At 37.9% G+C, this 24,162-nt stretch carries 24 protein-coding genes; 14 read left to right on the top strand and 10 right to left on the bottom strand.

Features of this window, described 5'->3' with window-relative positions:
- Nucleotides 1-111: 111 nt before the first annotated feature.
- On the top strand, nucleotides 112-1,035 hold the full coding sequence (locus H9N25_RS16135; RefSeq protein ID WP_167296964.1) for a sensor histidine kinase: 924 nt from the start codon (nucleotides 112-114) through the stop codon (nucleotides 1,033-1,035).
- Nucleotides 1,032-1,757: a LytR/AlgR family response regulator transcription factor gene (locus H9N25_RS16140; RefSeq protein ID WP_190326555.1), complete on the top strand. Its 726-nt coding sequence runs from the start codon at nucleotides 1,032-1,034 to the stop codon at nucleotides 1,755-1,757. The genes H9N25_RS16135 and H9N25_RS16140 overlap by 4 nt, the downstream gene beginning before the upstream one ends.
- Before the next feature lie 141 nt (nucleotides 1,758-1,898).
- On the opposite strand, the gene H9N25_RS16145 is transcribed toward H9N25_RS16140, so the two are convergent.
- The gene (locus H9N25_RS16145; protein ID WP_190326556.1) at nucleotides 1,899-2,585 is read right to left on the bottom strand and encodes a DUF6624 domain-containing protein; all 687 of its coding nucleotides are present in this window, start codon (nucleotides 2,583-2,585) and stop codon (nucleotides 1,899-1,901) included.
- A gap of 219 nt (nucleotides 2,586-2,804) precedes the next feature.
- Here H9N25_RS16145 and pruA point away from each other — a divergent pair, with 219 nt between their 5' ends.
- The 3 genes from pruA to H9N25_RS16160 all read left to right on the top strand — a co-directional run bounded on the left by pruA (nucleotide 2,805) and on the right by H9N25_RS16160 (nucleotide 6,387).
- Entirely contained in the window at nucleotides 2,805-4,439 is a 1,635-nt protein-coding gene (gene pruA, locus H9N25_RS16150) for an L-glutamate gamma-semialdehyde dehydrogenase (RefSeq protein WP_190326557.1), read from the top strand.
- 69 nt (nucleotides 4,440-4,508) lie between these two features.
- A complete protein-coding gene (locus tag H9N25_RS16155) occupies nucleotides 4,509-6,017 on the top strand; it encodes a sulfatase family protein (RefSeq protein WP_190326558.1) in 1,509 nt (502 codons plus the stop codon).
- A gap of 109 nt (nucleotides 6,018-6,126) precedes the next feature.
- Nucleotides 6,127-6,387, top strand: coding sequence for a hypothetical protein (locus H9N25_RS16160; protein WP_190326559.1), 261 nt, complete (start codon nucleotides 6,127-6,129; stop codon nucleotides 6,385-6,387).
- A gap of 59 nt (nucleotides 6,388-6,446) precedes the next feature.
- Here the strand turns inward: H9N25_RS16160 and can are convergent, their stop codons facing one another.
- From can to H9N25_RS16175, 3 genes are all read right to left on the bottom strand, one after another.
- Nucleotides 6,447-7,103 carry a carbonate dehydratase gene (gene can, locus H9N25_RS16165; protein WP_167296969.1) on the bottom strand — a complete coding sequence of 219 codons (657 nt, stop codon included), beginning with the start codon at nucleotides 7,101-7,103 and terminating at the stop codon, nucleotides 6,447-6,449.
- Between the two features lie 2 nt (nucleotides 7,104-7,105).
- The gene (locus H9N25_RS16170) at nucleotides 7,106-8,713 is read right to left on the bottom strand and encodes a SulP family inorganic anion transporter (protein WP_167296970.1); all 1,608 of its coding nucleotides are present in this window, start codon (nucleotides 8,711-8,713) and stop codon (nucleotides 7,106-7,108) included.
- A gap of 155 nt (nucleotides 8,714-8,868) precedes the next feature.
- Entirely contained in the window at nucleotides 8,869-9,171 is a 303-nt protein-coding gene (locus H9N25_RS16175; protein ID WP_223833410.1) for a hypothetical protein, read from the bottom strand.
- 407 nt (nucleotides 9,172-9,578) lie between these two features.
- Between H9N25_RS16175 and H9N25_RS16180 the strand changes: the two genes are divergently transcribed.
- The 7 genes from H9N25_RS16180 (at nucleotide 9,579) to H9N25_RS16210 (ending at nucleotide 15,642) form a co-directional block, all read left to right on the top strand.
- Nucleotides 9,579-11,120: an acyl-CoA carboxylase subunit beta gene (locus H9N25_RS16180; RefSeq protein ID WP_190326560.1), complete on the top strand. Its 1,542-nt coding sequence runs from the start codon at nucleotides 9,579-9,581 to the stop codon at nucleotides 11,118-11,120.
- A 90-nt stretch (nucleotides 11,121-11,210) separates the two neighbouring features.
- Nucleotides 11,211-12,383: an MFS transporter gene (locus H9N25_RS16185; RefSeq protein ID WP_223833411.1), complete on the top strand. Its 1,173-nt coding sequence runs from the start codon at nucleotides 11,211-11,213 to the stop codon at nucleotides 12,381-12,383.
- A gap of 60 nt (nucleotides 12,384-12,443) precedes the next feature.
- Complete coding sequence (locus H9N25_RS16190; protein WP_208399017.1) at nucleotides 12,444-12,857, top strand: GNAT family N-acetyltransferase; 414 nt, start codon at nucleotides 12,444-12,446, stop codon at nucleotides 12,855-12,857.
- Between the two features lie 56 nt (nucleotides 12,858-12,913).
- Nucleotides 12,914-14,029: a M42 family metallopeptidase gene (locus H9N25_RS16195; protein WP_167296973.1), complete on the top strand. Its 1,116-nt coding sequence runs from the start codon at nucleotides 12,914-12,916 to the stop codon at nucleotides 14,027-14,029.
- Nucleotides 14,029-14,283 carry a hypothetical protein gene (locus H9N25_RS16200; RefSeq protein ID WP_190326561.1) on the top strand — a complete coding sequence of 85 codons (255 nt, stop codon included), beginning with the start codon at nucleotides 14,029-14,031 and terminating at the stop codon, nucleotides 14,281-14,283. Before H9N25_RS16195 ends, H9N25_RS16200 begins: the two co-directional genes overlap by 1 nt.
- Nucleotides 14,284-14,369: 86 nt before the next feature.
- Nucleotides 14,370-15,059 carry a 2,3-diphosphoglycerate-dependent phosphoglycerate mutase gene (gene gpmA / locus H9N25_RS16205; protein WP_190326562.1) on the top strand — a complete coding sequence of 230 codons (690 nt, stop codon included), beginning with the start codon at nucleotides 14,370-14,372 and terminating at the stop codon, nucleotides 15,057-15,059.
- Nucleotides 15,060-15,240: 181 nt separating this feature from the next.
- Nucleotides 15,241-15,642 (top strand): PAS domain-containing protein, encoded by a 402-nt coding sequence (locus tag H9N25_RS16210; protein ID WP_190326563.1) that lies wholly within the window; start codon nucleotides 15,241-15,243, stop codon nucleotides 15,640-15,642.
- Nucleotides 15,643-15,653: 11 nt separating this feature from the next.
- Here the strand turns inward: H9N25_RS16210 and xth are convergent, their stop codons facing one another.
- From xth to H9N25_RS16240, 6 genes are all read right to left on the bottom strand, one after another.
- A complete protein-coding gene (gene xth / locus H9N25_RS16215; RefSeq protein WP_167296977.1) occupies nucleotides 15,654-16,430 on the bottom strand; it encodes an exodeoxyribonuclease III in 777 nt (258 codons plus the stop codon).
- Nucleotides 16,431-16,750: 320 nt separating this feature from the next.
- Nucleotides 16,751-17,122, bottom strand: a complete 372-nt coding sequence (locus H9N25_RS16220) for a response regulator (protein ID WP_190326564.1) — start codon at nucleotides 17,120-17,122, stop codon at nucleotides 16,751-16,753.
- Between the two features lie 78 nt (nucleotides 17,123-17,200).
- Complete coding sequence (locus tag H9N25_RS16225; protein WP_167296979.1) at nucleotides 17,201-17,719, bottom strand: RNA polymerase sigma factor; 519 nt, start codon at nucleotides 17,717-17,719, stop codon at nucleotides 17,201-17,203.
- A gap of 125 nt (nucleotides 17,720-17,844) precedes the next feature.
- A complete protein-coding gene (locus H9N25_RS16230; protein WP_190326565.1) occupies nucleotides 17,845-18,495 on the bottom strand; it encodes a response regulator transcription factor in 651 nt (216 codons plus the stop codon).
- 40 nt (nucleotides 18,496-18,535) lie between these two features.
- On the bottom strand, nucleotides 18,536-19,615 hold the full coding sequence (locus tag H9N25_RS16235) for a PAS domain-containing sensor histidine kinase (RefSeq protein ID WP_190326566.1): 1,080 nt from the start codon (nucleotides 19,613-19,615) through the stop codon (nucleotides 18,536-18,538).
- Between the two features lie 434 nt (nucleotides 19,616-20,049).
- A complete protein-coding gene (locus H9N25_RS16240) occupies nucleotides 20,050-20,475 on the bottom strand; it encodes a bacteriophage CI repressor (protein ID WP_167296982.1) in 426 nt (141 codons plus the stop codon).
- A gap of 273 nt (nucleotides 20,476-20,748) precedes the next feature.
- On the opposite strand from H9N25_RS16240, the gene H9N25_RS16245 reads away from it, so the two are divergent.
- Together H9N25_RS16245 and H9N25_RS16250 are read left to right on the top strand one after the other, a co-directional pair.
- On the top strand, nucleotides 20,749-21,165 hold the full coding sequence (locus H9N25_RS16245) for a DUF1801 domain-containing protein (protein ID WP_190326567.1): 417 nt from the start codon (nucleotides 20,749-20,751) through the stop codon (nucleotides 21,163-21,165).
- A gap of 307 nt (nucleotides 21,166-21,472) precedes the next feature.
- Nucleotides 21,473-23,890, top strand: a complete 2,418-nt coding sequence (locus tag H9N25_RS16250) for an alpha/beta hydrolase family protein (RefSeq protein WP_190326568.1) — start codon at nucleotides 21,473-21,475, stop codon at nucleotides 23,888-23,890.
- The last annotated feature ends 272 nt before the right edge of the window (nucleotides 23,891-24,162 follow it).

Here is a 24,162-nt window from a genome sequence, read left to right on the forward strand (position 1 = left end):
ACAACCTATTTTTTTAGCATTGCGGATGTCTTTTTCACTCAATTCCCTAATATTTGTACAGTTTATTTATGCATTTTGGTCTGTTCTAAATATGGCAATCCATTAAAACCCTTGCTGTTAATATTAGGGCTAATTCTAGCCTTTGCCTTCTCTTTTGGAAATTGGTATATTACGGGGCATCATATAAGGCCGCTTATAAGTGCAGTTGGTCCACCCCCACCCCCATTTAATTTCATACATTTTGGTGCCTCAGTATTATGGGTCTTTATTAGGTATTCTATTTTAGGTATCGGTTACTATTTCGCGAATGAGGGAATTAAACATCAAAAAAAACTACGCCTCATCGAAAAAGAAAAACATGAAGCAGAATATGCTTTTCTCCGGGCACAGATTAATCCACACTTTTTAAACAATACGCTCAACTTCTTTTTTGCAAAATCGTTGCCCTTATCGCAAGAATTAGCTGATGGCATTATGACCCTGAGTGAAATTATGCGCTATTCGCTCGAAATGGACAAAGATGACCGTATGACTTTAATCGACGAAGAAATTGGGCATATTAACAACGTGATTAAAATTAATCAGCTTCGTTTCAATAACAAGTTACAGATTGATTTTAGTGTGAATGGAAGTACCGACAATGTAAGACTGATTCCATTAATTCTAATTACTATTGTAGAGAATATCTTAAAACATGGCAATTGTACAGATCAAGCGCATCCAGTTAAAATAGCCTTAAGCATTGATGAAATAAACCAAAACATCCAACTCAGTACATGGAATAAAAAGAAAAACGGACCTAAAGAACTGTCAAGCGGTATAGGCATGGAAAACATAAAAAAACGTCTTGCCAATCACTACAAAAAGGGCTTTGCATTAACAATTAACGAAACTGAGATTGATTATAGTCTCGAATTAATTTTACCTTACAATAAAGCAACCGATCATCAAGAAAAACCCAGTTCACTTGATAATTTACGTTTTTTAGAACATTTCAAGTTACCACAAATTAAACCTCAACCATACACCTCATGATTAACTGCATTATTGTTGATGACGAAGACCATGCCATTGAAGTAATACAACATTATCTAAAATCTGTTGCTGCAATACAGATTACTGCAACATTTACCAATCCGATTGATGCCCTGAGTTTTTTAAGCAGCAACCCAGTCGATCTCATTTTTTTAGATATTCATATGCCAGAAATATCAGGCATTGATTTCATCCAAACGATGAATAACAAAGAGGTACAGGTGATACTTACCACTGCCTATAAGGAGTTTGCCACTGCTGGTTTTGATCTGGATGTAGTTGATTATTTAGTTAAGCCTATCCCCCTGCCCCGTTTTTTACAAGCCATAAACAAGGCTCAAAAGATTATTAACACTAAAAAAGTTCATGCCCCCGTGAACCAGCAGGATGATGATTATTTCATGGTTAAAACAGAGGCTAAAGGTAAAATGCTGAAAATTAATATTGCCGAAATCGATTTTGTTGAAGGCATGAAAAATTATATTGCTTTCCACCACAATGGCATCAGAACGCTTGCACTCCTAACCATGAAAGATGTAGAGGAAAGATTGCCCAAAGCGCAATTTATCCGTGTGCAGAAATCGTTTATAGTGGCACTAAATAAAATCACCTCAATAGACGGAAACAGGATTATCTTAAAAGGGATTTCTGCAGAAATATTGATCGGAGAAACTTACCGGAAAGATTTTTTAGAGATGATGAAACAAAAGCTGATTTCCTGATCATAGAGAAAAGCGCATAACATTAGTAGAGATTGAAACACCTGCGATATTTGCGACGTCCAGGAAAAACAAATGAGAGTGTTTAAAGCTTTTTCTCACATATAAAAAAGATAAAAAGAGCAGATTAAACAGAAGTGAGTTTCAGTATTTAGATTTATTTCGGTTCATCATCTTTTTATGCCATTCTTCTATCTGAGGCAGATCTTTTTTATATTGTTCAACATTCCATACAATACCCATATCAATCAGATAAGCGGTGTAAGATCCAAGCCCTATATCTGCCCTTCGGTTATCAACATGATCAGGATCGATCATTGGCATAATGGTATATTTATTGGTCTGCATATTCCAGGCTATCTGACTTCCATAAATCTGTTTCCTCCCCTGAAACATCGCGATCCTATCTTCGAGCAGCGCCAAACTGGTGGCTTTTAGTCTTTTATTCTTTGCAGCAATTCTCATAATAGGCAAGTATTTTTCCTGTGTTTTCAAATCTGCATGTTGGATCACTATGAATAAGGCTGAGTTGGCAGCCTCCCCTATTTCATCGGCACTCAACCAGCCGTATTGATCAATAATTTGTGATACCGTAATCAGGTTCAAAGAGTCTACTTTATTGATCAACTCAAAATGTTTACGCAGTGTATCTTTTAATTTAAGACTATCATCTGCAAAGCGGTTCCTGATATCGTTAAGCTGGCCTCTATAAACCTGATCTAATCGCCCAATAGAATCAAGTTGCCTGATCAGAATACTTTTATCATTTATTTGACAAAAGGACGAGCTGGTAAATAACAGGAAGATAATCGATAGATATATAAGTCTCATTAGTGATCAAGATAAAAAGCGTTACAGCTAATATCATAATAATCCTTAACAAATCCAATCGGCCTAACACTAGCTAAATTTTAACTACAATCTCCCTTTAATTAACCCTTCCCACCATTCAATTACACAGTCAAACGTTTGCTCTATTTTTCTTTACAGAATAATAGAATTGCCTACCCCAAAAAGCATTATCTTTGTCCAAATCATAAAAAATAAAATATGCTTAAAGGATTTTTTAACGTACCTACCCCGGTTAACGAGCCCATTAACAGCTATGCGCCAGGCACAAAAGAACGTTTGCTTTTAAAAGAGGCTATTGCCGATGCCCGTTCTAAACAATTGGATATTCCGATGTTTATTGGCGGACAAGAGGTACATACTAAAAATAAAAAGAAAGTAGTTGCTCCACACGATCACCAACATGTACTGGCTACCTTTAGTTATGGCGATAAAAGCCATGTAAAACAAGCCATAGACGCTGCTTTGGCCGCCAAGGCAGATTGGGAAGCTTTAGCTTGGGAACATAGAGCTGCTATTTTTATGAAAGCTGCCGATTTGTTTGCTACAAAATACCGCTACCAAATTAATGCAGCAACCATGCTTGGGCAAAGTAAAAATGCCTACCAGGCTGAAATTGATGCTGCTTGCGAACTGGTTGATTTCTTGCGTTTTAACGTAAGTTACATGCATGATATTTATGGCCAACAACCGCCTGTATCGCCAAATGGCATGTGGAACAGAACAGAACAACGTCCTTTAGAGGGTTTTATATTTGCTTTAACACCTTTCAACTTTACCGCAATTGCTGGTAATTTACCTGCTTGTGTAGCTATGATGGGTAATGTGGTTGTTTGGAAACCTGCAGATACCCAAGTTTACGCTGCTAATGTAATTATGCAGGTTTTCCGCGAAGCAGGCTTACCTAACGGTGTAATTAATCTTATTTTTGCTGATGGTCCGGAAGTTGGCGATGTGATTTTTAATCATGCTGATTTTGCTGGTATCCACTTTACAGGCTCAACAAAAGTTTTTCAGGAAATTTGGAAAACAATCGGAACAAACATCCATAAATACAAATCATATCCACGCATAGTTGGTGAAACTGGTGGTAAAGATTTTATCCTGGTTCATCCAAGTGCAGATGTTGCTGCTTCGGTTACTGCAATTGTTAGAGGTGCGTTCGAATATCAGGGCCAAAAATGTTCTGCTGCTAGCCGCACTTATATCCCACAAAGTCTGTGGCCTGAGATTAAAAAATTAATAATCAGAGATTTAGCTTCGTTTAAAATGGGCGGAACAGAAGATTTCAGCAACTTTATTAATGCAGTTATTGATGAGCGTTCTTTCGATAAATTGGCTAAATATATTGATCAGGCTAAAAAAGATAAAGGTGTAGAAGTTATTGCCGGTGGCAATTACGATAAAAGCAAAGGTTATTTTATTGAACCTACCGTATTAGTTGTTGACGATCCGAAATACACCACCATGTGTGAGGAACTTTTTGGTCCGGTATTATCTGTATACGTATATGAAGATCAAGAATTTGACCAGATTTTAGAAATAATCGATACCACTTCACCTTATGCATTAACTGGGGCTATTTTATCACAAGATAGATATGCTATAGAAAAAGCCAGTTACGCATTGCGCAACTCAGCCGGTAATTTTTACATTAACGATAAATGTACAGGTGCAGTAGTTGGACAACAGCCATTTGGCGGTGCCAGAGGATCGGGCACAAACGACAAAGCTGGTGCGATGATTAATTTGTTGCGTTGGGTTTCTCCTCGTACCATTAAAGAAACCTTTAATCCTCCAACAGATTATCGTTACCCATTCTTAGCAGAAGATTAATATTTACATACAGGGCCAAGCATGATTGTTTGGCCTTTTTTATGCCTAACCGGATATCCTTTTCTAACCATGAACCACAAATTTTTATTATCTCTCATTATTGGCCTCGCCAGCTTTAACTTTTACGCTACCGCACAAAAGAAACCCAATGTAATTATCATCTATGCCGACGATTTGGGTTATGGCGATCTTAGCTGTTATGGCGCAACAAAAATAAAAACCCCAAACATCGACGCATTGGCGAAGCAAGGACTGCGGTTTACCAATGGTCACGCTACCGCATCAACCTGTACCCCTTCGCGCTATTCTCTAATGACTGGCAGATATGCATGGCGTAAAAAAGGAACAGGCATTTTACCGGGTGATGCCGCACTAATTATCCCAACAGATAATAGTTCCCTTCCATCAATCTTTCAGCAGGCAGGCTATAAAACAGGGCTTGTTGGCAAGTGGCACTTGGGCTTGGGCAATGCCGTAGAAAAAGACTGGAATAAAGAAGTAAAGCCTGGACCAAAAGAAGTCGGCTTTGATTATTCGTTTATTTTCCCGGCTACGGCCGATAGAGTTCCGACCGTTTTTATGGAAAATCAACTGGTAGTAGGTTTAGACCCTAATGATCCGATTACAGTTGATTATAAAAATCAAATCGGTACCGATCCAACAGGAAAAGACCACCCAGAACTGTTAAAAATGCCTGCTGAAGCTAACCATGGACACAACCAAACCATTGTAAACGGTATTGGCCGTATCGGTTACATGCAAGGAGGCAAACTGGCCCGCTGGACTGACGAGGAAATTCCATTTACCTTTTTAACCAAGGCGAAAAATTTTATCGAGGATCACAAACAAGAACCTTTTTTCCTTTACTATGCTTTAACCGAACCACATGTACCACGTTTATCCACTACCATGTTTAAAGGCAAAAGTGAATTGGGCAATCGCGGCGACGTAATTTTACAACTCGATTGGGCTGTTGGCGAAATAACAAAACAACTAAAATACCTGGGGCTTGATAAAAATACCATAATCATTTTTAGCAGCGATAACGGTCCGGTAATTATGGATGGTTACGAAGACCAGGGTTTCGAAAAATTAAACGGTCATACACCTGCAGGGAGTTTACGTGGAGGAAAATATAGCATTTTAGAAGGTGGTACACGCGAACCTTTTATTATTTCATGGCCCGCAAAAATCAAACCCGGTGTTTCTGGAGCCTTAGTTTCACAAATTGATTTTTTAGCCTCATTTGCCAGTTTTTTCAATTTAGAAAGCAGAAATGCAATTGATAGTAAAAATGTATGGGATGCCTTTACTGGAAAAGACCAAAAAGGCCGCGACTTCTTTATCGAACAGAGCAACCAATTGGCAATTGTTAAAGATAACTGGAAATACATCAGGCCATCGAAGGGAGAAGCTTTTTATAAGCTTACCCATACCGACAGTGGAAACCTACCAGCAGCGCAGCTGTACAACCTAACAGATGATTTGGGTGAAAAAAATAACCTCGCTTTAAAATATCCGGAAAAGGTGAAAGAATTGGAAAATTTATTAAGTACCGAAGAAGCGAAAACTAAATAAAACAGATCGATTGGTTGATTTTTCTAACCGGCCAGATCTACACACCAGTTTAAAGATGTAAAACTAATCTTCTTTTAAGCTGTTTTATATAACAGCTTAAAAGAAGATCATGGAAAACGCAAAAGATAACAACGAAAATCTGGATAATAAAAAGGCAGATAACACTGCTGATAAAACCAACATGCCAGATCAATTGGTTCCCCGTCACCGAAGTAATGCTAAAGAAAATAAAAACACGGTAGAAACTGATGCTGGTAACCTTGGCCGAAATTTTGGAGGAGGCGATTTTGGATCTGAAGAAGCAAGAACAGATGCCGAAAAAGGCAACAAGGGACATGCGGGGAATATGCCGGATAGCGCAGAAAAATAAAAACCCGGATTTATCCGGGCTTTACCTAACAACTAAAAAATAACATCTATGGAGATGTTTTATCCTACTTTAAACGCAGGAGCAACGTCATCAAGACAAGTACAGGTTACTTTCATGTCTTTAATGATTCCTGTTTTTAAACTGTATACCCAGGCATGTACAGCTAATTCCTGACCATTGGCCCAGGCACTCTGTACAATTGATGTATTGGTTACATTTGCAGCACCTTCAATGGCGTTTAGTTCAACTAAGCGGTCAAAACGCTGATCAGGATCTTTGATTGTAGCCATTTCACGCTCGTGCGTACGGTATACATCGCGGATATTTCTCAGCCAATTGTCTATAATACCAACCTGTTTATTGCCTAATGCAGCTTTTACGCCACCGCAGCCGTAATGACCACAAACAATAACATGTTTAACCTTTAATACATTAATGGAATAATCCAGTACGGAAAGTAAATTCATATCCGTATGCACTACCACGTTGGCAATATTTCTATGTACAAAAATATCGCCCGGTTTAGTGTTTGTGATCTGGTTTGCAGGCACGCGGCTATCAGAACAACCAATCCACAATACCGGTGGACTTTGGCCTTCAGAAAGTTTATCAAAAAAAGCAGGATCGCTGTCGATCGTATCTTTAACCCAGTCCTTATTTCCTTGCAATAAGCTATCGTATGTTATATCTTTCGTTTCTATTGTTTTTGCGCACATAACTATAATTTATTAATATCTTCTTCTACTTTAATATTTAATTTTGGTACTGTATAATGTTTTTGGATATTCTCCAACGTTACGATAATACCCTTGGTATAGGCATTATGTTTGTAATTATAAATCGTTTCCAATACATCAGGATCGATATACCTGGCATTCGAGCCATCAATAATTACATCTGTTTCTTTTGGAATATTCGTTAAAACTACTTGTATCGCTGCTTTATTTAAGAAAGAAACTTCCTCTGCCAGTTTAATCCTGATATGCTTTTTATCGCCATCATTCGATATCCTATAAAAGAACGGATTACGCATATTGGTACGCAATAAATAGAAAATCGAAACCAACATACCAACAGCTACGCCTTTTAACAGATCGGTAAATAATACGGCTAATACCGTAACCACAAATGGCACAAACTGATCCCAGCCTTTGTGGTACATGTGTTTAAATAAGCTGATTCGCGTTAATTTGTATCCCGTTACCAAAAGAATTGCAGCTAAACACGATAATGGAATCATGTTAATTAGTCCTGGAATAAACAACAGCGATAACAGCAACCAAACACCATGAAAAATAGCCGACATCTTGGTTCTGGCACCAGCATTTACGTTTGCCGAACTACGAACAATTACCGATGTCATAGGTAAACCACCCACCATACCGCTGGCAACATTACCTAAGCCCTGAGCAATTAGCTCTCTGTTTGTTGGCGATACACGTTTAATCGGATCTATTTTATCAACAGCTTCAATGCTTAATAAAGTTTCTAAACTTGCAACAACAGCAATAGTTGCTGCTGTAATATAAACATTCTTATTAGCCAACTGAGAGAAATCGGGCATGGTAAATAGGCCCAAAAATTCGCCAAAACCACTTACCACGGGGATTTTTACCATCTGATCAGCACGTAATGGGTGGTCTGTACCCGCAAAAAGTATAGTTCCAAGAACGCCTAAAGCAACAACTAACAATGGAGCAGGTACAACCGCCAATTTTGGAAATTTAGGCCAAACGATCAGAATAGCTATCGATAATAAACTGATAACCACCGCGGCCAAACTAAAATGGCTTAATGCTGCAGTAATCGCAGAAAAAGTATTTTCGTGATCTTGTTGAAAGAATCCTTCGTCGCCACTAAAATCGGTATCAACACCCAACGCATGTGGCAGCTGTTTTAAAATCAAAATCAGTCCGATTGCTGCAAGCATCCCCTCAATTACACTCGAAGGAAAGTAATTACCAATAGTTCCGGCTTTAACCAGGCCTAAAATCATTTGGAATACTCCTGCCAGTACAACTGCAAGTAAAAAGGTTTGATAACTGCCCAATGATGTGATGGCACCTAATACAATAACGGTTAAACCCGCAGCAGGGCCACTCACACTTAATTGCGAGCCGCTAAAAGAGGCAACCACTACCCCACCAATAATACCGGTGATTAAACCCGCAAATAACGGTGCACCTGAGGCTAGTGCAATACCTAAACACAATGGCAACGCCACCAAAAACACTACAATACTTGCAGGTAAATCTTTCTTTAAATTCTTTTTAAGAATATATTTCTTCACGTCCGAACCTGAAAAGGCCGGGTTAAACTTTTGCATAACGATATAATTATCTAGTAAATTTTAACGAATAAATCGCGGGGGAATCTTAATGCATATTCTGAAAGCGCAGCAATACAGTGTAAAAATTTTAACACAGCATTTATGCTCCATTCAAGTGAGTAGGCACAACAATTACCCCAAATAATAAAAAACTAGATAAAGTTAGGCGGCGGTGTTGGAACAGTAGGATGATATGGATCTACATATCTTTTAAAATGTTCGATAAAACTGCTCTTCAAAAAGAAATGGCTTGAAGAGAACTCGTAAGAAAAGATTGGATGATTAAGTTCAACAAGTTTGAAATCGGTAAACTTTGCAGTGTCTTTGGCGGTATCTTTCCCGCCTTCATGCTCTAACTCAATTTGCATGATTACGGCATTCATGATTTCCTTGTCAATACTTGTACAAAATACCGGCGCACCAGATATACCCATCTTCGCCATGAAGATGAACATGAATGAGGCAACGATTAAATACTTGTATTTCCTTAAAAACATCTAAAATTCTAATGTTGTTTTAATTCTTATGGTTACAAAAATAAACGGATTATTGGTTTTTCAATGTTTTAAGCTGTAAAAAAAATGTAATATAACAAATAGACCATTACATTTTTTACAAAAGCGGGGCTGAAACTGCCAAAAGCACAGAACCAGCCATTTCCTATTCTTTAATATTTTCTCCTTTTAGGAAATGAAAGGACAGCATTTTTCCTTTTAGGAAATGAAAGGACAGCATTTTATAGATACTATAGTCCGGCCATCTGCCTTACTCAAAATCGCGTGTTAGGCTCGGATAAAATAACACCTCGCTTATCTTGTATTACCGCTAGTAATTTTTAATTTTAAAATCTCATAGCATTGCAATGGACAAAAAAATAGCATTACTTAAAGATAAAATCAACCAGGCAAACCTTGGCGGTGGACAGGCCCGAATCGACAGTCAGCATAAAAAAGGTAAACTTACAGCCCGCGAGCGCATCCATTTTTTGATGGATGAAGGAAGCTTCGAAGAAATTGGTATGATGGTTACCCATCGAAGTACCGACTTTGGCATGGAACGGGAAAAATATCTGGGTGATGGTGTGGTAACGGGTTACGGAACAATTAATGGCAGGTTAACTTATGTATTCTCTCAGGATTTCACCGTGTTTGGAGGTTCACTCTCTGAAACCCACGCAGAGAAAATTTGCAAGCTTATGGATATGGCCATGAAAAATGGGGCACCATTAATTGGCTTAAATGATAGCGGTGGTGCACGTATTCAGGAAGGGGTTGTTTCTTTGGGCGGTTATGCCGATATCTTTTATAAAAATGTACAGGCTTCGGGTGTAATTCCGCAGCTATCAGCCATAATGGGGCCATGTGCAGGTGGCGCTGTTTATTCGCCAGCCATTACCGATTTTATTTTGATGGTAGAGAATACTTCTTATATGTTTGTTACCGGCCCAAATGTGGTTAAAACGGTAACGCATGAAGAAGTAACCTCCGAAGAATTAGGAGGTGCCAGCACGCATGCTACAAAATCAGGCGTTACCCACTTCGCCTGTGCCAATGAAATTGAGGCCATTAACCATGTAAAGAAACTACTGAGTTATATGCCGCAAAATTGTGAGGAAATAGCCGATCATTTACCTTATGAGGCAGCCGATGAAAGTCGACCGGAACTAAACACTTTTATGCCCGAAAATGCTTCACAGCCTTATGATATACGTGAAGTAATTGCTGCCATAGCCGATATTGATAGCTTTTTAGAAGTGCATGCCGCTTATGCTGAAAATATTGTGGTAGGTTTTGCCCGCCTTGCAGGGAGAAGTATTGGTATAGTAGCCAATCAGCCCGCTTACTTGGCTGGTGTTTTAGATAGTAATTCTTCTACCAAGGCCGCTCGTTTTGTGCGCTTTTGCGATTGCTTTAATATTCCATTATTGGTATTTGAAGATGTTCCGGGATTTTTACCGGGTACAGACCAAGAGTGGAATGGCATTATCACCAATGGTGCAAAATTATTATACGCTTTTAGCGAGGCTACTGTACCACGCATTACTGTAATTACCCGAAAAGCTTATGGTGGTGCTTATGATGTAATGAACAGCAAACATATTGGTGCAGATATGAACTATGCCTGGCCAAGTGCAGAAATTGCGGTAATGGGTGCAAAAGGTGCCGCGGAAATTATTTTTAAAAGAGAAATTACTTCAGCAGAAAACCCTGAAGAAAAGTGGCTGGAGAAAGAAAAATTATATTCAGACATCTTTGCCAACCCCTATCGTGCGGCAGAACGCGGCTTTGTTGATGAGGTAATTGAACCAGCCCACACCCGCATAAAGTTGATAAAAGCTTTTAAGATGTTAGAAAATAAGGTGGTGAATAATCCCAGAAAGAAACATGGAAATATACCTTTGTAGAAAACAGTCCATAGTCATTAGTCCATAGTCCGGTAGTAATCAACTCTCCGCTTAAGACTCATAACTGTGGACTTCCGACTCAAGACTCACATGCAGATTACTCAGAAATTATCACGCGCCGATATCCTCCTCATGGCTTTTTGCACAGGCCTAATTGTTGCAAATATTTACTACTGCCAACCTTTGGTAATTTTAATTGCAAAAGATTTTAATCTTACCGAAACCGATGCGGGAAGGATTACCTACCTTACACAGATTGGTTATGCTTTAGGCCTTTTCCTGCTAGTGCCACTGGGTGATATGTTTGAACGTAAAAAACAGATCCTCGTAATTACCGGACTTGCGATTTTCGCCTTACTGGTTGCTGCGATTTCCCATACCTTTTTTGTACTCGAAGTTGCTTCAATTTTAATTGGTACCTGCTCGATTGTACCTCAATTGATTTTACCCTTAGCGGCTAATCTAAGTACTGACGAGAATCGAGGGGCCAATATTGGGATGATTATGAGTGGTTTGCTGGTTGGAATTTTAGCCTCACGGGCGGTAAGTGGTAGTATTGGCTTTTGGCTAGGCTGGAGAGCTGTTTATTATATCGCAGCGGGAATATGCGGATTGCTGATCTTTTTAATGGCCAAACGTTTTCCACAAAGCCATCCCGCTTTTAAAGGTACCTATAAAGAACTCATGCGTTCGATGTTCGGTTACATTAAAACCCAACCTGCCTTAAGGGAGACCTCGATTATTAACTTCCTGGCTTTTGCTATAATTAGTGCATTTTGGACTACCATGGTATTGTTTTTAGCCAACCCACCATTTAATTTCCAGACTTTACAGATCGGGTTATTTGGAATTGCAGGAGCGGCAGGCGCATTAGCAGCTCCATTGGTTGGAAAATTAAGCGATGGTAACAATCCACGCAAAAACTTAATGATTGGTTTTATATTACAAATCGTTAGTATCGCTTTGTTTTATTTTACGGGCAGCCATTTATATCTGTTTGTAATCGGCATAGTACTCATAGACATCGGTCAGCAGGCCATACATGTAACCAACCAGACCCGAATTTACACCTTAATACCAGAAGCCAGAAACAGACTGAACACCATTTTTATGTCGGTAAGTTTTATTGGTGCCAGCTGTGGCTCTGCCTTGGGCTTATGGCTTTGGGATCAAGGTGGATGGACATTGTTCTGTTATGGAATGACGGGTATAATTGTTCTCAATATTTTAATCTATCAGTTTTACGGAAGAAAAAACAAATAACTAATCGATAAAAATTTCATGAAATCTAAAAACGCAAGGCTTTAACTTTTTATTATAAGTATGGTTCAGATTGAACAGATATTCCCTTCTTTAACCTGGCGGATCAGGCATGAGGCCATGTATCCGGAATTACCTTTTGATCGTGTTAAGCTTCCTGATGATTTTGATGGCATCCATTTTGGGTTATATCTCGATCATAAGTTAACCGGAGTAGTTTCTCTGTTTCATGATGGGGATGTTTATCAGTTCCGTAAACTGGCCATTCTGCCCGATACTCAAAAAGCAGGTTATGGCTCTCAACTAATGGCCTATATCCTTGATTTTTGTAAAATTCAAAAAGCGACAAAACTATGGTGCAATGCACGTGTAAATGCAAAGGAATTTTATTTTAAATTTGGCTTCCACGAAACCGATAAAACCTTTTTTAAAGATGGTTACGATTTTGTGGTAATGGAAAAAGAATTATCAAGTTAAGTTAAAAATGAGTATGATGTCTCAAATCTGAATACTCAAATCTCATATCTATTAATATGGCTAAGAAAAAAGACGACGAAAAGAAAAAACATGTTGCTGTGGTTACTAAAAAATCGCTACAGTTTCTTGAAGAATACATCAATAATCCTGCGCCTACGGGCTACGAATGGGAAGGACAAAAACTTTGGTTAAACTATTTAAAACCATATATCGACGAACATTTTATCGATAACTACGGTACCGCTGTAGGTGTTATTAATCCTAAAGCTGCTTTTAAAGTAGTTATAGAAGCACATGCCGATGAAATTTCGTGGTATGTAAATTACATTACTGCAGATGGTTTAATATATGTAATCCGTAATGGCGGTTCAGATCATCAGATTGCACCTTCAAAACGTGTAAATATTCATACCGAAAAAGGATTGGTTAAAGCGGTATTCGGTTGGCCAGCAATCCATACCCGCCATGGCGAAAAAGAACAGGCACCAGAATTAAAAAATATCTTTTTAGACTGTGGTTGTACTACAAAAGAAGAGGTAGAAAAATTAGGCATCCATGTTGGCTGTGTAATTACTTACGAAGATGAGTTTATGGTTTTGAACGACCGCTATTATGTTGGACGTGCCTTAGATAACCGTGTGGGTGGCTTTATGATTGCCGAAGTAGCGCGTTTATTAAAAGAGAACAAGAAAAAACTTCCTTTTGGCTTATACATTGTAAACTCTGTACAGGAAGAAATTGGTTTACGTGGTGCTGAGATGATTGCGCAGCGTATTAAGCCAAATGTGGCCATTATTACCGATGTAACGCACGATACCACTACGCCAATGATTAATAAAAACATTCAAGGTGATTTATCGGCAGGTAAAGGTCCTGTGGTTTCGTATGCTCCGGCTGTGCAAACCAATTTAAATAAACTATTGATTAAAACGGCTGAGAAAAACCATATTCCATTTCAACGCCAGGCATCTTCGCGTTCTACCGGAACCGATACCGATGCTTTTGCCTATTCGAATGGTGGTGTACCATCAGCATTAATTTCGCTGCCGCTACGCTATATGCATACTACCGTAGAAATGGTACACAAAGAGGATGTTGACAACGTAATCAGCCTCATTTATGAAAGCCTATTGAACATTACCAACGGTCAGGATTTCAGAGAATTTAAATAATGGAAAAAGTAAACCACCAAAAAATCATTATCAACACCTTTTTAAAGGTTTTACTGATGATCTTTGTTATTTTCATTCTTAACTCCTGGCCAAATATTAAACAGAGTTTTAGTGGTAATGTGCCACCACTTAATTATTGGCTTGATCATAGTTTAAAAATCAGTAATATCATCCTCATCTTAGGATTTGGTGGTTATTTCTACTATAAGGATTTAACAGCTCAAAAAGAGACGATTGAAAAGGCAAAAAAATAAGCAAGAGGTGAGACAATATAGAGGTTTGAGGATTTATCTTCAAACCTTTTTAATTTAAAGCTGAGGTTCCATATAAAGATAAATAAATGAAAAAAATCGTACTCATTCGACATGGACAGAGTGTTTGGAATCAGGAAAACCGTTTTACGGGCTGGACTGATGTAGATTTATCAGAAAATGGCTATCTGGAGGCCAGAAAGGCTGGAGAAATTTTAAAAAAGCATCATTACAATTTTGATATCGCTTTTACATCTTTATTAAAAAGAGCGATAAAAACCCTTCATATTATTCTTGAAGACCTTGATCATTTATGGATTCCCGAACATAAGAGCTGGCACTTGAATGAGCGCTTTTATGGAGCCTTACAAGGTTTAAATAAAGCGGAAACAGCAGAGAGATATGGTGAAGCTCAGGTTTATAAGTGGAGAAGGGATCCTGATGAAGAACCACCTCAAATTACAAGAGATGATGAACGGTTTCCGGGAAACGACCTTCGCTATCAGCTTTTAAAACCAGAAGAATTACCGCTAACTGAAAACTTGAGTGATACCATCGCCAGGGTGCTCCCCTATTGGAACGAATCTATAGTTCCAGCTATAAGCAGAAATGAAAAAGTAATTATATCCGCACATGGAAATAGCCTAAGAGCGCTTATAAAATATATCGATAATTTATCAAACGAAGAAGTTACGGCTTTAGAAATTCCCACAGGTATTCCGTTGATTTACGAGCTCGACGATGATCTCAAAAAAATCAGGCACTATTACTTAAGCTAAGGTAATTTAAACCGAAACCTTCTATTTGCTTATCCTCTGTTATAAAACCAACAAGTATACTCCAAGAGAAAATTACGTTCACCATTCGACTTAAATAACTGAGCATCAGGTTATTTTTACTAATACTCAAAATATCTTTACATTGTTTGTGTAATTTGCCCAAATAGTTTATCCTTTATTTATGAGTACAAATAAAAAAAATATTGATCTATCCATTATTTGCGATGATCATTGGGATGTGGTATTCGATCATGTTGGTCTTGGTTTTTGGGAGTTGAGTATATCAACAGGTATACTCCGTTCAACCCGGTCATTTAAAAAAAACTTAGGTTGCCCGCCAGATAGGGTTTTAACTTATGAAACCGTTTTAGGTTTAATCTTGCCAGAAGATCTCGATCATGTTCAGGATGAAATCGAACTTACGGTTTCGAGAGAAAAAAACAGTTACCACTCGGTATACAGAATTTGTAGGCCTGACGGAGAAATTAGATGGATTAAAGCCGATGGAATACTATCTCAGCAGGATGGCGAGTGCTTAAAATTAATAGGAACAATTTTAGATGTAACCGATTTAAAAGAATAACCCGCTATAGTTTATACCTCACTTAGTTCAATCCATACCGGACCGTGATCGCTTGTTTTTTCCCAACCCCTCACTTGCTTATCTACTCCCGCAGATTTTAAGCGATCACTAACCTGAGGACTTAATAAAAAATGATCAATTCTTAATCCCGCATCTCTACCATATGCATTCCTGAAATAATCCCAAAAGGTATATATCGTTTCGGTAGGGTATAATTTCCTGATCGCATCTGTCCAGCCTTGCGCCATTAAATTTTGAAATGCCAGACGGGTTTCTGGACGGAATAAAGCATCCTCAACCCAGCGTTCCGGTTTATAAGCATCCAGCTCAGTAGGTATTACATTATAATCGCCACATAAAACTACTGGTAAATTATATTCCAATAATTTTGCAGCATGGGCCGTAAAACGCTCAAACCATCGTAACTTATACTCAAATTTAGGGCCAGGCGCCGGATTGCCGTTCGGAAGGTAAAGGCAACCAATAATTACATTATTAACCATTGCTTCGATGTATCGGCTATGCAAATCTTCCGGATCACCATCCAGATTTCTCTTTAACTCCTTTATTTCCAGATTTCGGGCTAATATGGCAACGCCATTCCAACTTTTCTGTCCATGCCAAATGGCATTATAACCAACATCTTTAATAGCCTGCTCAGGAAATTTTTCTTGCGGTGCTTTTAATTCCTGTAAACACACTACATCGGGCTGGGTTTCTTCCAGCCAGCGTAACAGAACAGGTAAGCGACCGTTTATTCCGTTTACATTATATGTTGCTATTTTCATCTGTATCAATATGTTTTTAGGTAATGAAACCCTACCTGCGGGTAGGTATCATAATTAATCTGCAGTAAGATTTTTGAAAACCATAACGGTTTCATTTTATAAATCTCAGCAATAAAACTCAAAAATGAAACTAAGTATTTCACATAGTAAATTAAAAATGGTGAAAATGTACTTATAACATGCAATCATTTACACTATTTTTAAAACTAATAACAAATTAAAATGTTTAATTTTGAAGATTCATTCATGTTTGAGCGCATGTTTGAGTTTAGATATAGGGATAGGCTGTTAGTCTATCCCTTTTTTCGTTCGAACAAGCTTTAAGAAGATTTATTCAGCGATGCTTTCACCTTCTGCCGGAGGTCCATAATATCGAAAGGTTTTCCGATGGTATCATTAGGCGAGCAGCATAAATTATCCATGTTCATAGCTGAAAGCAATATAACAGGTAAGTAAGCTGTTTTAGGATTATGCTTCAATTTATTGCAAATATCCCGACCATCATACTTACCAATAAGTATATCCAATAAAATAATATCTGGCAGAAAATCAGCTATTGTTGCTTCTAAATCACAGGCATCTAAAACACCTTTTATTTGATAATGTTCTTCCTCAAAAATTAAGTTTATGATGTCATGAATATTCTCATCATCATCAACCACAAGAATTTTCTTAACTAGCGTATTGCTCATTTGCAACAAATCTAATTGAAGTTAATTTGCTCGGATGACGTATTTATACCTGAATTTACCGAATAAATAAAAAGAATATTAGGCAGCCAAACCAGATTTATAATTTTTAAGCATCTTTTTCAAAAGACCTCTTGCTACGTGTATTTTGGTTTTTACGGTACCCAGGGGGATATCGAGCTCGGCAGCAATTTCATGATATTTATAACCTTCAAAGTAACGGCAAAAGCAAAAACGGCAGTCCTCCGGTAAAGCATTTAATGATTTTTGGATGTCCTCCATCATAAACTTAGCAGCACCACCATTCGAAGATGCACTTGGGACCAGTTGAACAGAAGTTAAATCCTCTTCTTGCTGGATCATTTCATTTTTGCGCTTTACCTTATAGTAGTGATTAAGAAAGGTATTTTTTAGGATGGTAAAAAGCCAGGCACGCACATTGCTTCCCATTTCAAACTTAGCAGAAAACCTAAAAGCCTTCATAAAGGTATCTTGAACTAAATCGGCCGCATCGTCTTCATCACGCGTATATGCTAATGCGCGATCGAAAAGTGGTTGTCTGTACTGGTATATGTCGCAATTAAAATTTAATGTATCCATAATTCGTTTTAGGGCTGATGTAGATATTCAACAAGTAACAGCACTCAATGTTATTTGTAGAAATACGCGATTTTTTACGGTTTATTTAAAATACCCTAAAAAGCACCATAAAACGACCAAAAATACTAGCTTACATAACCATTTCGCATGGCAAAACGAACTAAAGATGCAGAGTTTTTTGTGCCGCTTTTGCTAATTAAAGCTTCTCTTTGGCTCTCTACAGTTCGCCTGCTTAAGTACAGTTTATCAGCTATTTCTTGATTCGTCAACCCATCAGCGATAAGTTTTAACACGTTAATTTCGCGCTCTGAAAAGTTAATTTCGGTATTCATTTTTCGCGAAAGCATATTCAACTCCGTATTAAAACGCTCTAAAATGGAAATGCATAAATTAGAAGAAAGGTACCGTTTTCCTTTCATTACATGCTTTAGGCAAAACAGCAATTCATCTTCTTCAATATCTTTCGACAAGTAAGCAGAAACTCCTGATATAAAGGAATTTGACGCATACTTTTCATCATCTAAAATAGACAAGGCAACTACCTTTGTGGTGTATCCACGCTCTTTAATAGTACTGGCTAAGGCTATCCCATCAAGCCTTGGCATTACAATATCTGATAAAATGATATCAGCTTTTACTCCCTTTTCCAGAAGCTCCAAAACCGCTAAACCGTCTGATACTTCCGCAACAACTTTGATGCCTTCGTGTTTTTCTATAAGTACTTTAAGTGAGGTCCGTATAATGTGGTGATCATCGGCAAGAATAATGTTAATCATAATTCAAATATAACTTACGCCATTTTAAAATTAAAAACGGCTACTTAGGTAGCTCGATATAGAAGGTGGTTCCAACACCGATTTTGCTCTTAAACCAGATTTTTCCCCGATGTAAGTCAACAATGGCCTTGATTATGCCCATACCAAACCCTCCCGATTCTTCACCCTTAAGGCCTGGTCTTAACGTTTCCGGCAAATGGTTAAAAAGCCCCGCTTGTAGCTCTTCCGGAATTCCAATCCCATCATCAGCCACCGTAATTAAAACGGTACTTTCATATTCTTCGGCATGTAAAGTAATATTTCCATAATCGGCAGTAAATTTTATTGCGTTCGAGATTAGGTTATTTATGACCTGCAAAAACTTCATACTATCAAGGCGCAGATAAATATGTTCAGCAGCGCTTGTAAATTTAATGTTCTTCATTTTACCTAGCTTCGATCGTTTATAAAAACGAACCACATCTCTAAGCTCCCAAACCAAATCAGCCCGTTCCTTGCCAATTTCTACGATCGATGATTTTAAAAACTCGCGGTTAATCATGCTGCGTACCAGAAGCAGATTACGTTCGCACATCTCCTTAATAAAGGCTAATGAATTCATCATTTGTTCATCACCCGTTTGTGCTATACCATCTTCCATTGATGAAGCTGTTAATTTCATCATGCCAAGTGGTTCTTTTAAATCATGCGCCAATACCTCTAAGGTTATGTTTTTCCGGGCATTTATTTGTTCGATATGGATTTTATTATGGCGCATTACCGTAGTATCTTCTACCGTACCTACTAAATACTTTACGCCTCCATCTGCAACTACAAACACAATTACCCGCACATATTTCTCTCTATCAGCAAAAAGCAAACGGAATTCATATTTTTTCTCTGTACCATCTTCTTCAACGCATTCTTGGTAACAGGATATTACATGTGTCAAATCTTCAGTGTGTACCTGCTCTGCCAGTAGTCGTGGATTGGCCATAATTTCATCGAGGCCGAGTTCCCAGATATTACTGATAGATTTATTGAGGTACGAGAAATTTTGCGCCGTGCAGTTAAAAATAAAATAACCATCAACAGAACGGTCGCCAAGATTACAAAAAAGCGCTTTATTCAATTCGACCATAACCTAATGTTTGATAATTTGCCAAAAACGATATAAATAACGAATCAGCGGTCAGATCTCAAACAGTATAGGAGTGAAAAAGTTTTATACAAAAAAATGCATTTAACTATTTAGCATACGATGATGTAGATAGCTAGTGATCCACTTTCTGAGATATTAACATTTTCCACACTATGTGCAAAATTATTTTGCGAATAAAAACCAACTATTGCCTAAATTGTTAAGCATAAAAGAAAGATAAAAAAGTCCTGTGAGCGGGAGATCCGCGGAGGGCAGGCACACCATAGAGAGGACAGTATCCTTCTTATCAATAGCCATCGCACAGGTGGCTATTTTGTTATATGCGATTATTTTTAAAACAAATAACCCATTTAATGGGGATAGAAAAATCTAACGGGATGATTTATCGTATTTATCTTGGTTAAAAATTAGGTTTATTGATATAAAAATGTTTCAGATTTTTTATTTCTAAGTGGAAACTCCTTATTAATTGGATCGAGCTCTTGATGCTCTTCTGTAATTAGAAGGTCGTTGTATTTTTCTAACAGATGAATATATTTATTCATCCAGAAATACACAGAATTATTATCCGAACCGATTTGCTTACCAGGATCTGCAGTTTGATTGACGGATTCGGGGCTGTACTTAGGGAAAGCTTCTGGAAATGCAGAAGAAAGGTCCTGACCTAATAATTTGCCTACCTGCCAAATTACTTCATGCCCAATTCTGTCTTGACCAAACCAGTTGTAAATTGTTCTGCGGCTTACATGAAGCTTCCTCGAAAGCTCACTGATGCCCATGCGATCTCTGCGCACTAAGCGCTCAAGAATTTCTCCTTGTTTTAGTTGTTGTGTTGTCATTGAGATAATTAATTTTTAAAAAATGAAAAAAATAATTAAATCAGCTATCGGGGACGATTGACAATTCAAATGTAAGAATAAGTGTAAAAGGTTGTGTAAAAGGGGCTATTTTTTTGACATTTGTCAAGCTACATTAACAAATTATTGTAAACAACCTCAAAAACAGGCTATTTTAACCCTACTTTTTTCAATAAATAACGTCTCATTTTAAATACAATTGTCACCAAAATTGAAATTATTTTATTAAACTTTTATATTCATAATAAAAAAGATATGGCACAGAATAAAACTACAGAAAACAATTTAAGCGTTCCAGCATTTTTAAATACCATTCCTGACGAAAATAAAAGAGCCGATTGTTTTAACCTGTCGGATATGCTAAGCCAAACCACAGGCTTTAAAGCGAAAATGTGGGGAAATGCCATTGTTGGTTTTGGAAGTTACCATTACAAATATGAAAGCGGCCGAGAAGGTGACGCTCCCCTTGTTGGTTTCTCGCCACGTAAAGAGGCCATTGCACTTTATCTCTCTGCTCAGTTTAAAAACCGCGATGAACTGCTGGCCAGGTTCGGTAAACATAAAACCGCCAAAGCCTGTATTTATGTAAAAAAAATGAGCGATATCAATGTGGAGGTATTAAAAGAAATGGTTACAAATTCTGTCGCGAGGATTAGTAGTTTGTATCCATAAGTCCGAAGAGTGAGGAGACAGAAGACTGATGACTATAGTACAAATTTAACATTCCATATATTCAACTCTATATCTCTGTTTTTTATGCGGCACAAGCTGTAAATTTTTCATGCACAAAGCTTTTCGGTTAAATCACTGAGAGCGATTTGTCAGTCTGAGCGGAGTCGAAGACCAGATAGATAAATCAATAAAAGATTTTCCGTTCCATTCAGAATGACAGAAATAAATGCCTCACTAAGAAGTTACGCAGCAATAATTTAAATTTTACAATATTTGATTATTCCTTATTTCGAACAAAAAACCGGAAATGATTAAAAAACTACACTTTTATTTATTGATAGCAGGCGCTTGCATTTCGCTTAATTCGGCCGCACAAGATGCAATAAGCTACCAAACACCGCCAAAAGAAATTGCTGATTTATTACTGGCCAAACCAACACCCGGTGTAAGCATAGATGGCAAAGCAGAATGGATCTTATTTAGCGAGCGCAACTCCTATCCTTCGGTAGAAGAGCTGGCCATGCCCGAATACAGAATTGCTGGCTTAAGATTAAATCCTAATAACTACTCGCCAAGCAGACAAACCTATATTAACAACCTTAGTTTAAAAAACATCAAATCCAACCAAACGTTTCAGGTTGCAGGATTGCCAACACCATTATACGCCAGCAATATTAGTTGGAACCCATCGGAAAACAAAATTGCCTTTACCCATACTACGCAGAAAGGAGTAGATCTTTATATCATTGATCTGGCTACAAAAAAAGCAGTTAAAACCAATAAGGCTTTTTTAAATGTAGTTTTAGGTAGTGGCCTTACCTGGTTAAATGATAATACCATTATTTACCGCACGATAACGAAACCAGCAAGCGCCGCACCTACAAAACCACTAATGCCTAAAGGACCAACTATTCAGCAAAACTTAGGCAAAGCTGCACCTAGTGCCACTTTTCAAGATCTAATTAAATCACCATTTGATGAACAATTGTTTGAGTTTTTCGCAACCTCACAATTGGTAAAAAACACAGCAGGTATAGAAACTGCCATTGGAAAACCAGCTATTTATGGTTCAACAAGTTTATCACCAGATAAAAATTACATGATGATCGAAACCATACGTAAACCTTTTTCTTATCTGGTTACGGCAAACGGTTTTCCATCCACGGTAAGCATTACCGATTTAACCGGTAAAACCATTAAAGTTATTGCCGAGTTACCTTCATCAGAGGGTACCCCATCTGGTTATGATAATACGCAAAATGTACCACGTGGTTTCAATTGGAGGGATGATGAACCTGCTACACTGGTTTGGAGTAAGCCATTAGACAGTGGGTTAATTAAAAAAGATGTTCCCTTTCATGATGCAGTTTATGCACTAAGCGCACCTTTTACAGGGTCAGAAAAAGAATTATTTAAAACCACTACCCGTTTCCGCGGTGTACAATGGGGCGATGCCAACCTTGCCCTGATTATGGAAGGTTTACGTAGCAAACAAACCAACAAAGTGAGCCGTTACAACCCTACAACAGGTGCAGTAGAAGAATTGTACAGCCGTAACCAAACAGATGCCTACGGTAACCCAGGTTCGCCTGTTACTACAAAAAACAAATATGGCAGGCAGGTAATTAAAACGGTTGACAATGGCACTAAACTGTTAATGAATAACGCAGTAGGTTCATCAGAAAAAGGAGATTTGCCTTTCTTAGCCAAATTCGATTTAACGACTAAAAAGAACGAAATTATCTGGCGCAGCGCCGAAGGAACCTTCGAATATGTAAGTGAGGTGATTAACCCTGACAAACTGGTTTTACTTACCCGTAAAGAGAGTCAAAAATTAGCACCTAACTACTTTATTAAAAACCTGATACTTCGCATAGCCGATCAACCGATTACTAATTTCACCAATCCATACCCATCTTTAGAAGGCATTACCAAACAGAAAATTTCTTACAAACGTGCTGACGGTGTAGATTTAACAGGCGACCTTTATTTACCTAAAGGATATAATAAAGATAAAGACGGGCCATTGCCTACATTAATCTGGGCTTACCCACGCGAATTTAACTCTGCAGCTGATGCCGCACAGATCAGAGGCTCGAAAGATAAATTTACAACCATTAGCTGGGCCTCTCCTATTTTCTGGGTAACCCGTGGTTATGCTGTTTTAGATAACGCAGAAATGCCAATTGTAGCGAAAGATGGTAAAAAACCTAATGATACCTTTGTAGATCAATTACAGCTTAATGCTGAAGCCGCTATTAATAAACTAGCGGAATTAGGCGTTGGCGATAAAAAACGTATGGCTGTTGGAGGACATAGTTATGGCGCATTTATGACCGCAAATCTATTGGCCCATACCAATCTTTTTGCTGCAGGTATTGCACGTAGCGGAGCTTATAACCGTACGCTTACGCCATTTGGTTTTCAAAACGAAGAACGTACATACTGGCAAGTACCTCAGTTATATTACGAGATGAGCCCTTTCAGTTATGCCGATAAAATTAAAACGCCAATATTGCTCATCCACGGCGATTCTGACGATAATCCGGGCACCTTCCCTATTAATAGTGAACGCTTGTTCAACGCCATTAAAGGAGCTGGTGGTACTACCCGTTTTGTATTTTTACCATACGAAGCACACAGCTACCGTGGCAAAGAAAACTTGTTGCATATGCTTTGGGAGCAAGACCAATGGTTAGAAAAATATGTAAAAAACAAAAAATAATCTCTCTCTACCTTTATCGATTAAAGTGCCTCAGTTTGGGGCACTTTTTTTTGTTTAACGAGTTTTTTTCTCGTGGAAAGACAATTTGATACTTTCCGCGTTAATATTTTAGATAGTTAACTTTTTATTGTTTATCAATCAGTCAGATGGCAACATCTGAATGCACATATAATTAATGATTAAGAAATTAAGCCAGTTAAGGTAATTGCTAAAAAATCTTAATGTTCTTAATTTCTTAATGGTAAAGCATCTCAAACCATAAACAAACTACC

The sequence above is a fragment of the Pedobacter riviphilus genome (assembly GCF_014692875.1).
Lineage (GTDB): Bacteria > Bacteroidota > Bacteroidia > Sphingobacteriales > Sphingobacteriaceae > Pedobacter > Pedobacter riviphilus.

What these genes read in the sequence shown, in the direction of transcription:
- H9N25_RS16220 (WP_190326564.1), bottom strand. Translation starts at nt 17,122, where the DNA reads ATGAGCAATACGCTAGTTAAGAAAATTCTTGTGGTTGATGATGATGAG.
- H9N25_RS16240 (WP_167296982.1), bottom strand. Translation starts at nt 20,475, where the DNA reads ATGACAACACAACAACTAAAACAAGGAGAAATTCTTGAGCGCTTAGTG.
- H9N25_RS16185 (WP_223833411.1), top strand. Translation starts at nt 11,211, where the DNA reads ATGCAGATTACTCAGAAATTATCACGCGCCGATATCCTCCTCATGGCT.
- H9N25_RS16175 (WP_223833410.1), bottom strand. Translation starts at nt 9,171, where the DNA reads ATGTTCATCTTCATGGCGAAGATGGGTATATCTGGTGCGCCGGTATTT.
- can (WP_167296969.1), bottom strand. Translation starts at nt 7,103, where the DNA reads ATGTGCGCAAAAACAATAGAAACGAAAGATATAACATACGATAGCTTA.
- gpmA (WP_190326562.1), top strand. Translation starts at nt 14,370, where the DNA reads ATGAAAAAAATCGTACTCATTCGACATGGACAGAGTGTTTGGAATCAG.
- H9N25_RS16245 (WP_190326567.1), top strand. Translation starts at nt 20,749, where the DNA reads ATGGCACAGAATAAAACTACAGAAAACAATTTAAGCGTTCCAGCATTT.
- H9N25_RS16140 (WP_190326555.1), top strand. Translation starts at nt 1,032, where the DNA reads ATGATTAACTGCATTATTGTTGATGACGAAGACCATGCCATTGAAGTA.
- H9N25_RS16235 (WP_190326566.1), bottom strand. Translation starts at nt 19,615, where the DNA reads ATGGTCGAATTGAATAAAGCGCTTTTTTGTAATCTTGGCGACCGTTCT.
- H9N25_RS16195 (WP_167296973.1), top strand. Translation starts at nt 12,914, where the DNA reads ATGGCTAAGAAAAAAGACGACGAAAAGAAAAAACATGTTGCTGTGGTT.
- H9N25_RS16145 (WP_190326556.1), bottom strand. Translation starts at nt 2,585, where the DNA reads ATGAGACTTATATATCTATCGATTATCTTCCTGTTATTTACCAGCTCG.
- H9N25_RS16170 (WP_167296970.1), bottom strand. Translation starts at nt 8,713, where the DNA reads ATGCAAAAGTTTAACCCGGCCTTTTCAGGTTCGGACGTGAAGAAATAT.
- xth (WP_167296977.1), bottom strand. Translation starts at nt 16,430, where the DNA reads ATGAAAATAGCAACATATAATGTAAACGGAATAAACGGTCGCTTACCT.
- H9N25_RS16155 (WP_190326558.1), top strand. Translation starts at nt 4,509, where the DNA reads ATGAACCACAAATTTTTATTATCTCTCATTATTGGCCTCGCCAGCTTT.
- H9N25_RS16230 (WP_190326565.1), bottom strand. Translation starts at nt 18,495, where the DNA reads ATGATTAACATTATTCTTGCCGATGATCACCACATTATACGGACCTCA.
- H9N25_RS16160 (WP_190326559.1), top strand. Translation starts at nt 6,127, where the DNA reads ATGGAAAACGCAAAAGATAACAACGAAAATCTGGATAATAAAAAGGCA.
- H9N25_RS16190 (WP_208399017.1), top strand. Translation starts at nt 12,444, where the DNA reads ATGGTTCAGATTGAACAGATATTCCCTTCTTTAACCTGGCGGATCAGG.
- pruA (WP_190326557.1), top strand. Translation starts at nt 2,805, where the DNA reads ATGCTTAAAGGATTTTTTAACGTACCTACCCCGGTTAACGAGCCCATT.
- H9N25_RS16250 (WP_190326568.1), top strand. Translation starts at nt 21,473, where the DNA reads ATGATTAAAAAACTACACTTTTATTTATTGATAGCAGGCGCTTGCATT.
- H9N25_RS16210 (WP_190326563.1), top strand. Translation starts at nt 15,241, where the DNA reads ATGAGTACAAATAAAAAAAATATTGATCTATCCATTATTTGCGATGAT.
- H9N25_RS16180 (WP_190326560.1), top strand. Translation starts at nt 9,579, where the DNA reads ATGGACAAAAAAATAGCATTACTTAAAGATAAAATCAACCAGGCAAAC.
- H9N25_RS16225 (WP_167296979.1), bottom strand. Translation starts at nt 17,719, where the DNA reads ATGGATACATTAAATTTTAATTGCGACATATACCAGTACAGACAACCA.
- H9N25_RS16200 (WP_190326561.1), top strand. Translation starts at nt 14,029, where the DNA reads ATGGAAAAAGTAAACCACCAAAAAATCATTATCAACACCTTTTTAAAG.